The following is an 11,394-nucleotide window of genomic DNA, read 5'->3' on the forward strand; positions in this document are numbered from 1 at the left end:
GTGTCATCCCTTATCGACAATTCCAGCATGTTTTGACAAGCTTGACCTCAAACAAAATCGTATTCGGGAAACCCAAAGCCATGACGACATTCGGTGCAACTGTTTTATGGACGCGGCCGGAAGGCGCCGCCTTCACCGATAACAAATATAGCCGGGCGCATGTCTGGCTGTTTGATGGCGGTGCCGAGGTGCCGGCTTCGTCTTCGCCGCATATTGTCCGCCTGCCCTATTCCACGGCGGAGAATGTCGATCCCGAAGAGGCTTTCGTCGCGTCACTGTCGAGCTGTCACATGCTGTTTTTTCTTAGCGGCGCCGCCAGGAAGGGATTTGTCATCGACGAATACCGTGATGCCGCGGAAGGCGAACTGCCCAAGAACGACAAAGGTCAACTCTATGTCAGTCGCGTCACGCTGAAACCGCATGTAACCTATGCTGGTGCAACGCCGGACGCAGCAACGGAGCAACACCTGCACCATGAGGCGCACGAGCAATGTTTCATTGCCAATTCCGTGCTCACCCATATCGACGTTCAGCCCGTCTGAACTCACAGGAGGAAATATCATGTCTGAACTCAAGATCGGCGATGCGATCAACACCACCTGCCCTTGGTCGGGCGATCCGATCAAAGAGGATAGCCTGACGCTGTATAACGGCGCAGTCGTCGGATTCTGCAACACGGGCTGCCRTGACAAGTTCGAAAAAGCGATTAGTCATTTCGAGGCGGCGCTCCAGCGCCGAGGTTACGAAAGCGTCTAGAACTAAAAAATCCCATTGACAATTTTCCTTGATCGCAATACTTAAGCATATGCTTAACCAACAAGCACCACTCGATCTCATGTTCCAGGCGCTGGCGGATCCCTCGCGCCGCACCATGGTTGAACGTTTGAGCCGCGGATCCGCCTCGGTCAGCGAACTCGCCAAACCGTTTGCCATGTCACTGCCAGCGGTGGTTCAGCATTTGCAGGTGCTGGAGGCGAGCGGACTTATCCGCTCGGAAAAGATCGGGCGCGTTCGCACCTGCCATATCGAATGGGCAGCTCTGCAAACCGCGGAAGAGTGGATGCTGGAACGACGCAAGACCTGGGAACATCGCCTCGACAGACTGGGTGATTTTCTCGCTGATCAGGAAAAAGGATAGATCAATGACAAAACGATCCGTGACACACGACACCTTCGTCCTCGAACGCAGCTATTCGGCCTCGCCAGAGCGCGTATTTTTTGCGCTCAGCGACAAGCAGGCAAAGGCCAAATGGTTTGGCGGTCCCGATGAATGGGGCCAGGGCAAATATGAAATGGATTTCCGTGTTGGCGGGCGGGAGATCAGCAGCGGCGGTCCGAAGGGCGGGCCGGTGCACACCTTCGTAGCCGTCTACCAGGACATCGTGCCGGATGAGCGCATCATATACACCTATGACATGCACCTGGACGACAAACGCATCTCGGTGTCACTGGCGACGATGGAGCTTCGCCCCGAAGGGACGGGTACGAGGCTGATTCTCACCGAACAAGGCGCCTATCTCGACGGCTTCGACGACCCGTCCGTGCGCAGGCAAGGCATGGGAGAACTCCTGGATGCATTGGGCAGATCCCTGGAGAGCACGGGCGTCTACGCCTGATCAAAGCATATCAGGGCGCTTCACCCGACCCGGTGACAACGGTCTCGGCCGGCGCCTTGATCCTGCCTTGGCGCTTCAACTGCTGTTCCCTGAAGAAGATGAACAGTCCCGACGCGATGATGAAGCCCGAGCCGACAAGCATCGATACACGCGGTACATCTCCGAATACCAGCCAGCCAAAGACGATCGCCCAAAAAAGCATCGTGTACTGCAGTGGCGCGACGGTCGCGGCATCCGCGACCTTCAGCGCCCGGTTGACCAGCACGTGCGCGAGCATGGCGACAACGCCAAGCAATGCCAGCAGAACGAGGTCGCGCAGGCTAACCGGCGTCCACTCGAAGCTGACAGCGACCAGGCCTGCAAGTCCGGCGCCGACGATCTGCCAGAAGACCAGCGTCGTGTCCGGGGTGCCGCGAAGTGAACGTCCAAGCAGGAGCATGAATGCAAAGAACATGCTGCCAAGAATGGAGATGATCGCCTGCGGGGTCAGCGCCTGCGACGAGGGCTCGAGCGCAATCACAACGCCGATGAACCCGACGACGATGGCGGTCCAGCGTCTCCAGCCTACAGGCTCCTTCAACACGAAGGGGGAGACGGCCGCCACATAGATCGGCGCGGCCAGCCAATAGGTCATGACGTCGGCGAGCGGCAGATAAACCACCGCGAAATAGAAGGCGAAGACTTCTGCCGTGGATAGAAAAACGCGTGCTGCCTGCAGCCAGGGTCGATCGACCTGCACGATCTTTGCCGGTCCGTTGAACCAAAGAAATGGCGCAAGCACGATGAGTGCTGCGATGCTGCGGATGAAAACCACCTGGCCAACGGAATAGGTCGATACGAGCCATTTGCCCATGACGTCGTTGAGCGAGAACATCAACATACCGAGGAGCATAAGCAGGACGCCGCTGCGTGCTGCCGAGGATATGGACGCGCTGGAAAAGCGCGCCGGGGCGGTGATCATGGGCCGTTTCCTGGATCGAGATGTTTTTTCGATTGCTTTGGGCTATTTTCCGCAGCCAATCCAGCCGAAAAGCACGAAAATCGAAAAACTTTATGAACCCAAGAGGGTTTCCAGCTGCTTGGCGCATGCTCGCAGCGGCTCGGCGCTCTGGCTCGCCTTGGCCATTGCCATGGCACCGGAATAACTCGCGACCACCAGTGTCGCGAGATCATGGGCCCGCGATGCATCCAGATCCGGCCTGTCGGCTCGCAATCTGAGTGAGAGGGCTGAGCGCCAGCGGTCGAAGACAGCATTCACCGCTTCACGAAAATCCGTATCCGCCAGCGATAGTTCTAGCGCCAGATTGTTCAACGGGCAGCCAGATACCGCACGGTTGCGCTCCAGCGTATCGGCCACGCCAGTAAAAACCGCACGAATGCCAGCAGCGGCGGAGGTGGCGGTCATGATGGGCTGGATTGCGGTCTCGTCCACTTCCTTCGCCACACGTTCGGCAATGACAGCGAGACCGAGGGTCTTTTTCGTTGCGAAATGATGATGCAGCGCGCCACCGGTCGTCGCTGCGCCACGAACCACATCATGGACGCTGGTCGCGTTATAACCGTTTCGCTGGAAGAGATCGGCCGCGACGTCGAGAATGCGTGTCCTCATAGCCTGGGGATTGTTGATGCGTCTGGGCCGTTCAATTGTGTCTTGCGTCATGATGCGCCTTTCAAAACTTAAAATAACAAATTGACAAAACAGGACAACCGGTTTTATTAAAACAGGACAACCTGTTTGTTTTGGGAGGAACATTTCATGGCTACCGCCAAACTTGGGCAAAAACTCGACAGTGAACTCCACAGTCGGGTCGTGGAACTACGCCGCTATACGTTGCATCCGGGACGGCGCGACGATTTGATTTCGCTCTTCGATATGCATTTTGTGGAAAGTCAGGAATTATGCGGCATGAAGATCATCGGCCAGTTCCGCGATGTCGATGATCCCGACGCCTTCGTCTGGCTGCGCGGTTTTGATGACATGCAGGCTCGTCACCAGGCGCTGACTGCCTTCTATGACGGCCCCGTGTGGGCCGCGCACCGCAACGCGGCCAACGATACCATGATCGACTCGGACGATGTTCTTCTGCTGAGCCCCGTCGGCTGTGACGCCGGTTTTTCCCTTCCGCACGAGCGATCTGGACGTGTTTCAGGGGACCTCTTACCTGCAATCGTAGAGGCTGCGACGTACAAGCTCAAAACGTCAGCCGAGGGCTTCCTCGCCTTTTACAACGATATCCTTTCACCCCTTCTGCGCGCCTCGGGCAACCACGCTATTGCAACCTTCTCTTCCGAACACAGCCCGAACACCTTCACACGCTTGCCCGTGCGCCTCGATGAGAATGTCGTCGTGGTTTTCTCACGTTTCGGTTCAGTCGATAACCAATCGGCATACAGAGATTTGCTCGATGACAATCCGGCATGGCAGGCAGTACAAACGCGGCTTGCAACCTATCTGACAGCACCGCCGATCATCGCGCGGCTCGCCCCAACCGCAAGGTCATTGTTGAGATAGGCGGACGGGTTGCCAAAAAACTTGAGATCAGGGGTTTGCATATCGGTGGAATTCAACTATATGACGACCCGCACCGGCCAATGCTGCCAGCTCTTTTGGGGAATAGGTTAACGGTAGACCCACGGACTCTGACTCCGTTAGTCCTGGTTCGAATCCAGGTTCCCCAGCCAGCAATATCAATCATTTCTCGCAAACGATTTTGGCGCTTCGGTCCGCTCTGGCGGATAGTGAGCGTATATCGCTCTCCGAACATCCGGGTGCCCTCGTTGTCATGCCCGGTGAAAAGCGTTACACGAGCAATAAAGCCCCAACGCCGACGTTTGCGCCAGCAGTGGTGTCCCGGATCCCAACGATGATGATATTCCCATGACAAGTTTGAAGTTTGGAACAAGCGGGCTTCGCGGCCTGGTAACAGAATTGCCGGATCAGGTCTGCCGCGTATATACGCTGGCGTTTCTCAAACATATGCAAAGCGCTCACGCAGCGCCCGCCGTTCTGCTCGTCGGATATGACCTGCGATCAAGCAGCCCGCAGATGGCCGCAGCCTGCATTTCCGCGGCGCAGGAATTTGGCGTCGCCGTCGAAAACTGCGGCCCGGTACCGACGCCGGCGCTGGCCTTCCGGGCGATGAGCCTGAAGGTGCCGGCCATCATGGTGACAGGCAGCCACATTCCTGCAGATCGCAACGGGCTGAAGTTCTATCGGCCTGATGGTGAAATCGACAAGGGCGATGAGGCCGGCATCCTTTCCGCGCTCGACGCAGAGACGACCGCACCCATATCCTCGCCGGAACCTTTGCCGGTCGCATCGGAAGCACTGGAAAACTACATCAGGCGTTGCGCTTCTCTTCTTGCACCAAAATCCTTGGCTGGCCTGCGGATAGGCGTTTATCAGCATAGCTCGGTCGCGCGCGATTTGATGGTGACCATATTGCAAGACCTCGGCGCAGACGCGGTTGCTCTCGCCCGTTCAGAGGTTTTCGTGCCAGTCGATACCGAAGCGCTGCGGCCGGAGGACGTTGAATTTGCCCATGCCGCTGCCAAAAAGTACAAGCTCGACGCGTTGGTCTCCACGGATGGCGATGCGGACCGGCCTCTCATCGCCGACGAGCGGGGCGCGTTTTTGCGCGGAGATAGTGTCGGGCTTCTGACCGCGCACTTTCTGCGTGCGGATGCGGTCGTCACCCCTGTGACTTCAAATACGGCGATCGAACTTAGCGGCCTGTTCTCAAAGGTTTATCGCACACGCGTCGGCTCGCCATATGTCATTGAGGGCATGGAACAGGCCAGCAAGGACGGCCACCAGCGCGTCGTTGGTTTTGAAGCCAATGGCGGTGTTCTGCTTGGTTCGCAAGTCACCGCGGATGGCGGACGTCTCGACGCCTTGCCGACGCGCGACGCGATGCTTCCCATGCTTGCTGTCTTGGGCACGGCGGCAAAAGAAGGTATTGCGCTGTCGAAGCTGCTCGATAGTTTGCCAGCGCGATTTACACGTAGCGGCCGCCTCGAACATGTCGATGCGAGCCAGAGCGGACCTTTCCTGCAAAATCTGAGCGACAACGGCCATCGGGAAAGGTTTTTCGCAGAGCTCGGAACGATCAAGGAAAACGACACTATCGACGGCGTTCGCATCGTGCTTGCGACTGGCGAGGTGGTCCACTATCGCGCCTCCGGCAACGCACCCGAATTGCGCTGCTATGCGGAAGCGGCAACGGACGAGCGGGCCGAGGAGCTTTTGCAGTGGGGCTTGAAACGGGCGCGGGAGACACTGGTTTCAGGCTAGGTCAGAACACTTTCATCGTATGCCGCGTGAAGAAAATCCCGGCTGAACGCACAAATTGCCAAATATGCCAAAGGCCTTTGTCAGCCGCGCCTCCACCTTCGTGGACAATCCTGACTGTCGGAACATAGGCGATGCGAGCGATTTCCGCTGTGCGCAGCGAGACGTCGAAGTCTTCGAAATACAGCAGGTAACGCGGATCGAACCCCTGCAATTTCGTGTAGACGTCGCCCCTGAAAAACATGAAGCAGCCGCTGACAATTGGCGGATCCCATGCGATGGAATTGGCCGGCTGGTCATGCATCTCATACCGATCCAGGCGCTTGTGAAACCAGGATTTGAGCCAGCTCGGCGCAAACCCGCGCAGCAGAAGATCGAACAGCGTGGGATATCGTTTGCACAGGTATTGTTTGCTGCCATCGGGATTGAAAGCCTGCGGGGTAAGTAGGCCACATTCCGCGTTGTCACGCATGAATGACAGTGCCTGTTCGATCGCGACCTGCTCCATCTCGACATCCGGATTGAGCACCAGATGATATTTGCCGGTATGGCCCAATACCAGATTATTGGCTCGACCGAAGCCTACATTGCCCTGGCCTGAAATGATTTCGCGAGGCAGATCGCCACACGCGGCAACGAGCCAGGCATGATCGGAAGCGGTGGGGGAATTATCGACGATGGTGAGTTTCACTTGCAATGTCGGCAGGCTACCAAGCGCATCCCGCAAGCTTTGCAACGTCCTGAGGACAGTCGGCCGGTCGGGTTTGAAGATGACAATACAGACCGTGAGCTCGAGATCCTGCGGTTCAGCCATTGCCCGCCCTCTTTCCCAACTTGCCAAAAAGGCCGTGAAAGATACCGATTGTCATCATCTTGGCATGCTGAAGGCGGGGCACGGTCATCAGACTGTAGAATATATATTTTCGCAGGAGGCGGGACCCGTCCACGACCTTCCAGTTGAACCGCAACCACGGCTGACGGTAGAGCCAAACCGCATTTCTGAAATGGTAATAATGCCTTAACGGACTATGAACGGGAATTTGTCTGCCGAGAAACAAGATTGGTTCGTCGCCAAGGTCATGCTTCATGAGCGCCGCGCAAACCCCGAAGGAGCGATAACCCTTCTGCTGCGCCCGCAGACCCCACTCGATATCCACATAGTCGATGAACAATTCCTCCCGCATACCGCCGACGTCATCGAGCGTTCCCACCGGGATGAGACAGCCCGAAGCGATCAGATAGTCGACATCCACAACGGCATCCGGTGTCGTGCAAACCTGCCGCTTCAGCCGGAAGCCGTTCGTCCTGATAAAGGGCGGCGGGTTGTTCTGGCGGGTGTCTTCATATCGTGGGCCAACGCAGCCGAGTTTCACACCCCTGGAAATCTGTGCTTTCGCTGCGGCCATCAGCGTCGCCACCATATCGGGCGCGGGGAGACTATCCTGATCAAGGAGCAGCACAAATCCCGATCCATGCGCACGTGCTTGCGCGATACCGACGTTCTGCGCTGTAGCGATGCCCAGATTATCGCCGAGCGTTACAAGGTCGACATGGACATCCTGTTCACGCAGCCACTTTCCGATATCGGCTTTCGAACCGTTGTCGACGATGATCACCGGGCCGAGTTGCGGAACGATTGCATCGAGCAGCGATTTCAGGCCTTTGAGGTCAGGATTGTAAGTGACAATAATGCCGCTGACTTCTGGCTGGCGTTCAATTTGCATTTTAAACCCATGGTTCGCTATCTGGTGCGATCGCGCTACAAAAAATGTTATCTGTTGGAAGCAAACCGAACTGAGCCCTCGGCGCGGTTGACTTGTCCAGGCATTGCCGCGAAATGTCTGCCACATAGATGAGCGAACCGCATTCCGCGCTTGTGCTGAAATCGGTTCTGTTTGTCCAGTACATTATTTTTCCGCGTTCTCTTACGCGTCTGATGTAAGGARGAGGTCTAATGAAGGGAATAATACTCGCAGGTGGAAGCGGTACACGTCTCTATCCATTGACCATCGCCGTCTCGAAGCAAATGCTTCCCATCTACGACAAGCCGATGATCTATTATCCGCTGAGCGTTCTGATGCTGGCAGGAATACGCGACATTCTGGTGATTTCGACACCGCATGATTTGCCGCTGTTCCAGAAACTTTTGGAGGATGGCCGCGATTTCGGCGTGAATTTTTCCTATGCCGAACAACCAAATCCAAATGGCCTGGCGGAAGCCTTCATCATCGGTCGAGATTTCATCGGAGGCGATAGCGTTGCGATGATCCTTGGCGACAACATCTATTTCGGCGATGGTCTCTCCAAGCTCTGTCAGCTGGCGTCATCCGGCGACAAGGGTGGCACGGTTTTCGCCTACCATGTCGAGGACCCGCAACGCTATGGTGTCGTCGAGTTTGATAAAGCTTCGGGGCGGGTGCTTTCCATCGAAGAAAAGCCGGCCAAACCGAAATCGAGCTGGGCTGTCACCGGTCTGTATTTCTATGACAATGAAGTTGTCGATATCGCGAGATCCATCAAGCCCTCCCACCGCGGCGAACTGGAGATTACAAGCGTCAACAATATCTATCTTGAGCGCGGCGATTTGCGGGTTCAGCGATTGGGACGCGGCTATGCCTGGCTCGATACGGGGACGCACGACAGTCTGCATGAGGCCTCTTCGTTCGTGCGCACCATCGAACACCGCCAAGGCATCAAGATCGCCTGCCCGGAGGAGATCGGCCTGGAATGGGGTTGGCTGAACGCCGAGCAGGTTTTGGAGAGAGCCGCCAAAATGGGCAAGACCGAATATGCCGCTTATTTGCGCCGCCGCGCGGCGGAGGTCGGGAACGATGACTGAGATCAACCCTCTCGCCCTTGCAGGTGTGTTCGAGATCAAGCCGTCCAAATTCGGCGATGACAGGGGGTTTTTCTCCGAAACCTATAATGCACAAGCTTTGGCCAAAGCCGGGATCGATTTTGAATTCGTTCAGGACAATCACTCTCTTTCGGCTGCCAAGGGTGTTCTTCGCGGGTTGCATTACCAGTTGCCGCCCCGCGCGCAGGACAAACTGGTGCGCGTGGTGAGTGGCTCGATACTCGATGTCGTTGTCGACATCCGGAAGTCATCGCCGACTTTCAGGAAATGGCTTGCACTTGAGGTGTCAGCTACGAAATGGAACCAGATTCTTGTTCCAAAAGGCTTCGCACACGGGTTTTTGACCTTGGAGGAAAATACCGAGGTCATCTATAAGGTGACGGATTACTATTCACCCGAACACGATCGTAATATCCGTTTCGACGATCCTTCCATAGGTGTTGATTGGCCCTTCGAGGCTTCTGCAATCCAGCTGTCTGACAAGGACCGGAAGGCGCCCTTGCTCGATGGCGCCGATATTTTTCCCTGAGGAGCAATCAGTTTCATGAAGATACTTGTTACCGGCGGCGCCGGCTTCATTGGATCAGCGGTCTGCCGTCATCTTGCCGCCAACCCGAAGAACCATGTCGTTAATGTCGACAAGCTCACCTATGCGGGCAATCTCGCTTCGTTGCGCCAACTTGAAAACCATCCGAATTACAGCTTCGTCAAGGCCGATATCTGCGACGATGTGACGATCCTCGACCTTCTCCGCAAGGAGAAGATCGATGCGATCATGCATCTTGCGGCCGAGAGCCATGTCGATCGTTCTATCGACGGCCCGGCCGCTTTCATCGAAACCAACATCATTGGTACATTCCGCATGCTCAATGCGGCGCTTACCTATTGGCGGGAACTTTCGAAGCCCAAGAAATCCGCGTTCCGCTTCCATCATATTTCTACTGACGAAGTGTTCGGCGATCTTCCTTTCGACAGCGGTATCTTCACCGAGGAGACGCCTTACGCACCGTCATCGCCTTATTCCGCTTCCAAGGCTGCCTCCGATCATCTGGTCCGGGCCTGGCATGAGACCTATGGCCTGCCTGTGGTTCTGTCGAATTGCTCGAACAATTACGGCCCCTTCCATTTTCCGGAAAAACTGATCCCGCTGGTCATCCTCAATGCCCTCGATGGCAAGCCCCTGCCTGTCTACGGCGCCGGTGCCAATATACGTGACTGGCTGTACGTGGAAGATCACGCCCGCGCACTCGAACTGGTCGTCACCAAGGGCAAACCCGGCGAAAGCTATAATATCGGCGGTCGCGCGGAACGCACCAATCTCACCGTTGTCGAAACGATCTGTGATATTCTCGACAAGAAACGTCCGCGGACCGGTGACCGGCATTACCGCGACCTGATCACTTTCGTCACCGACCGGCCGGGCCATGATCGCCGTTACGCCATAGATGCCTCCAAGATAGAGCGGGAGCTCGGGTGGAAACCTGCGGAAACATTCGAGACAGGCTTGGAGCGCACTGTGCAGTGGTATCTCGACAATGAGTGGTGGTGGCAGCCAATTCGTGGTGAGCGTTATGCTGGCGAGCGGCTTGGCGCAGCAGCCAAAGGAGCGTCATGAGGATTGTCGTTACGGGGCGAGAAGGACAAGTCGTACGCAGCCTCATCGAACGGGCAGCATATCAGCCTTCAATCGAGCTCATTGCTCTCGGACGCCCGGAGTTCGATCTGACGCGCCCCGAAACGGTCTCCGAAGCAATCCATGCCGCCAGGCCAGATCTGGTCGTCTCCGCTGCAGCCTATACGGCAGTTGATCTAGCCGAGGACGAACCCGAGCTGGCACATGCCGTTAACGCGGTCGGCGCGGGAAGTGTGACACAAGCTGCCGCGACGGTAGGAGCCCCTGTAATCCATCTCTCCACGGATTATGTGTTTTCTGGAGAGGGCGACAGGCCTTATACGGAAACCGATCCGACTGGACCGCGCGGCGTTTATGGCCAATCGAAACTCGAGGGTGAGGTGGCCGTCGCTGCCGCCAACCCTCGCCATCTGATCTTGCGGACAGCGTGGGTCTATAGCCCGTTCGGCAAGAACTTTGTGAAGACGATGCTCAAGCTGGCGGAAAGCCGCGACACCGTGTCGGTGGTTTCGGATCAATGGGGCAATCCCACATCAGCGCTTGATATAGCAGATGCTATTTTGCGCGTTGCCGACCGGCTGCGGACAGACCCGGCATTCGATGCTTTCGGCATCTATCATCTCGCGGGCAGCGGCGACACGAACTGGAGCTCGTTCACCAGGGAAATCTTTGCGGCAAGCAGCAAAAAAGGCGGTCCTCATGCCGCGGTCAGGGACATTCTTACCGCCGAATATCCGACAAAGGCCGCTCGCCCGCTTAATTCCCGATTGTCGACGGACAAATTCTTTGACGTCTTCGATTGGCGCGCCCCAAAATGGAACATCTCCCTTGCGCACGCGATAGATACGTTGGTCTCTTCCTGAAAACTACTTCAGAATGATTAGTACCGCGGCCCGAATGCTTTAGTCAGCAATTGAAAAGAATGTTATTCTTGTAGGCGTTCGCGATGAGTCAAAGACCATCTTGATCCAAGACCGTTCACGGGGGACCTATGGAG

14 protein-coding genes and 1 tRNA gene are annotated in these 11,394 nt (G+C 56.4%); 11 read left to right on the plus strand and 4 right to left on the minus strand.

Going from position 1 to position 11,394, the window contains the following annotated elements; all coding sequences use genetic code 11:
* The first annotated feature begins 80 nt into the window (after positions 1-80).
* From ACXJ5O_RS00575 to ACXJ5O_RS00590, 4 genes are read left to right on the plus strand one after another with little or no spacing between them, the layout of a single operon-like run.
* Positions 81-542 carry an OsmC family protein gene (locus ACXJ5O_RS00575; RefSeq protein WP_457298173.1) on the plus strand — a complete coding sequence of 154 codons (462 nt, stop codon included), beginning with the start codon at positions 81-83 and terminating at the stop codon, positions 540-542.
* A 19-nt stretch (positions 543-561) separates the two neighbouring features.
* Complete coding sequence (locus ACXJ5O_RS00580; RefSeq protein WP_457298174.1) at positions 562-756, plus strand: glutathione S-transferase; 195 nt, start codon at positions 562-564, stop codon at positions 754-756.
* Between the two features lie 49 nt (positions 757-805).
* Positions 806-1,138 carry an ArsR/SmtB family transcription factor gene (locus ACXJ5O_RS00585; protein WP_457298186.1) on the plus strand — a complete coding sequence of 111 codons (333 nt, stop codon included), beginning with the start codon at positions 806-808 and terminating at the stop codon, positions 1,136-1,138.
* A 4-nt stretch (positions 1,139-1,142) separates the two neighbouring features.
* Positions 1,143-1,616 carry an SRPBCC family protein gene (locus tag ACXJ5O_RS00590; protein ID WP_457298175.1) on the plus strand — a complete coding sequence of 158 codons (474 nt, stop codon included), beginning with the start codon at positions 1,143-1,145 and terminating at the stop codon, positions 1,614-1,616.
* Positions 1,617-1,626: 10 nt separating this feature from the next.
* On the opposite strand, the gene ACXJ5O_RS00595 is transcribed toward ACXJ5O_RS00590, so the two are convergent.
* Together ACXJ5O_RS00595 and ACXJ5O_RS00600 are read right to left on the minus strand one after the other, a co-directional pair.
* Positions 1,627-2,577: a DMT family transporter gene (locus tag ACXJ5O_RS00595; RefSeq protein WP_457298176.1), complete on the minus strand. Its 951-nt coding sequence runs from the start codon at positions 2,575-2,577 to the stop codon at positions 1,627-1,629.
* Between the two features lie 90 nt (positions 2,578-2,667).
* The gene (locus tag ACXJ5O_RS00600; protein WP_457298177.1) at positions 2,668-3,276 is read right to left on the minus strand and encodes a TetR/AcrR family transcriptional regulator; all 609 of its coding nucleotides are present in this window, start codon (positions 3,274-3,276) and stop codon (positions 2,668-2,670) included.
* A 96-nt stretch (positions 3,277-3,372) separates the two neighbouring features.
* Here ACXJ5O_RS00600 and ACXJ5O_RS00605 point away from each other — a divergent pair, with 96 nt between their 5' ends.
* The 3 genes from ACXJ5O_RS00605 to ACXJ5O_RS00615 all read left to right on the plus strand — a co-directional run bounded on the left by ACXJ5O_RS00605 (position 3,373) and on the right by ACXJ5O_RS00615 (position 5,910).
* Positions 3,373-4,128, plus strand: a complete 756-nt coding sequence (locus ACXJ5O_RS00605; RefSeq protein ID WP_457298178.1) for an NIPSNAP family protein — start codon at positions 3,373-3,375, stop codon at positions 4,126-4,128.
* A gap of 96 nt (positions 4,129-4,224) precedes the next feature.
* Positions 4,225-4,298 (plus strand) — tRNA-Gln (locus ACXJ5O_RS00610).
* A gap of 196 nt (positions 4,299-4,494) precedes the next feature.
* The gene (locus tag ACXJ5O_RS00615) at positions 4,495-5,910 is read left to right on the plus strand and encodes a phosphomannomutase (RefSeq protein WP_457298179.1); all 1,416 of its coding nucleotides are present in this window, start codon (positions 4,495-4,497) and stop codon (positions 5,908-5,910) included.
* A 1-nt stretch (position 5,911) separates the two neighbouring features.
* On the opposite strand, the gene ACXJ5O_RS00620 is transcribed toward ACXJ5O_RS00615, so the two are convergent.
* Both ACXJ5O_RS00620 and ACXJ5O_RS00625 read right to left on the minus strand, forming a co-directional pair.
* On the minus strand, positions 5,912-6,721 hold the full coding sequence (locus tag ACXJ5O_RS00620) for a glycosyltransferase (protein WP_457298180.1): 810 nt from the start codon (positions 6,719-6,721) through the stop codon (positions 5,912-5,914).
* Positions 6,714-7,631, minus strand: coding sequence for a glycosyltransferase family 2 protein (locus ACXJ5O_RS00625; RefSeq protein WP_457298181.1), 918 nt, complete (start codon positions 7,629-7,631; stop codon positions 6,714-6,716). The genes ACXJ5O_RS00620 and ACXJ5O_RS00625 overlap by 8 nt, the downstream gene beginning before the upstream one ends.
* 230 nt (positions 7,632-7,861) lie before the next feature.
* Here ACXJ5O_RS00625 and rfbA point away from each other — a divergent pair, with 230 nt between their 5' ends.
* Genes rfbA through rfbD form a run of 4 tightly spaced genes read left to right on the plus strand, consistent with a single transcriptional unit; the run spans position 7,862 to position 11,260 of the window.
* The gene (gene rfbA, locus ACXJ5O_RS00630; RefSeq protein WP_457298182.1) at positions 7,862-8,746 is read left to right on the plus strand and encodes a glucose-1-phosphate thymidylyltransferase RfbA; all 885 of its coding nucleotides are present in this window, start codon (positions 7,862-7,864) and stop codon (positions 8,744-8,746) included.
* Positions 8,739-9,293 carry a dTDP-4-dehydrorhamnose 3,5-epimerase gene (gene rfbC / locus ACXJ5O_RS00635; RefSeq protein ID WP_457298183.1) on the plus strand — a complete coding sequence of 185 codons (555 nt, stop codon included), beginning with the start codon at positions 8,739-8,741 and terminating at the stop codon, positions 9,291-9,293. Before rfbA ends, rfbC begins: the two co-directional genes overlap by 8 nt.
* A 15-nt stretch (positions 9,294-9,308) precedes the next feature.
* On the plus strand, positions 9,309-10,379 hold the full coding sequence (rfbB, locus tag ACXJ5O_RS00640) for a dTDP-glucose 4,6-dehydratase (RefSeq protein ID WP_457298184.1): 1,071 nt from the start codon (positions 9,309-9,311) through the stop codon (positions 10,377-10,379).
* Positions 10,376-11,260, plus strand: a complete 885-nt coding sequence (rfbD, locus tag ACXJ5O_RS00645) for a dTDP-4-dehydrorhamnose reductase (protein WP_457298185.1) — start codon at positions 10,376-10,378, stop codon at positions 11,258-11,260. Before rfbB ends, rfbD begins: the two co-directional genes overlap by 4 nt.
* Positions 11,261-11,394 lie beyond the last annotated feature (134 nt).

The sequence above is a fragment of the Phyllobacterium sp. P5_D12 genome (assembly GCF_054049495.1).

Coding starts and splice junctions, on each gene's coding strand:
- ACXJ5O_RS00575 (WP_457298173.1), top strand. CDS start 81: ATGACGACATTCGGTGCAACTGTTTTATGGACGCGGCCGGAAGGCGCC.
- ACXJ5O_RS00585 (WP_457298186.1), top strand. CDS start 806: ATGCTTAACCAACAAGCACCACTCGATCTCATGTTCCAGGCGCTGGCG.
- ACXJ5O_RS00590 (WP_457298175.1), top strand. CDS start 1,143: ATGACAAAACGATCCGTGACACACGACACCTTCGTCCTCGAACGCAGC.
- ACXJ5O_RS00595 (WP_457298176.1), bottom strand. CDS start 2,577: ATGATCACCGCCCCGGCGCGCTTTTCCAGCGCGTCCATATCCTCGGCA.
- ACXJ5O_RS00600 (WP_457298177.1), bottom strand. CDS start 3,276: ATGACGCAAGACACAATTGAACGGCCCAGACGCATCAACAATCCCCAG.
- ACXJ5O_RS00605 (WP_457298178.1), top strand. CDS start 3,373: ATGGCTACCGCCAAACTTGGGCAAAAACTCGACAGTGAACTCCACAGT.
- ACXJ5O_RS00615 (WP_457298179.1), top strand. CDS start 4,495: ATGACAAGTTTGAAGTTTGGAACAAGCGGGCTTCGCGGCCTGGTAACA.
- ACXJ5O_RS00620 (WP_457298180.1), bottom strand. CDS start 6,721: ATGGCTGAACCGCAGGATCTCGAGCTCACGGTCTGTATTGTCATCTTC.
- ACXJ5O_RS00625 (WP_457298181.1), bottom strand. CDS start 7,631: ATGCAAATTGAACGCCAGCCAGAAGTCAGCGGCATTATTGTCACTTAC.
- rfbA (WP_457298182.1), top strand. CDS start 7,862: ATGAAGGGAATAATACTCGCAGGTGGAAGCGGTACACGTCTCTATCCA.
- rfbC (WP_457298183.1), top strand. CDS start 8,739: ATGACTGAGATCAACCCTCTCGCCCTTGCAGGTGTGTTCGAGATCAAG.
- rfbB (WP_457298184.1), top strand. CDS start 9,309: ATGAAGATACTTGTTACCGGCGGCGCCGGCTTCATTGGATCAGCGGTC.
- rfbD (WP_457298185.1), top strand. CDS start 10,376: ATGAGGATTGTCGTTACGGGGCGAGAAGGACAAGTCGTACGCAGCCTC.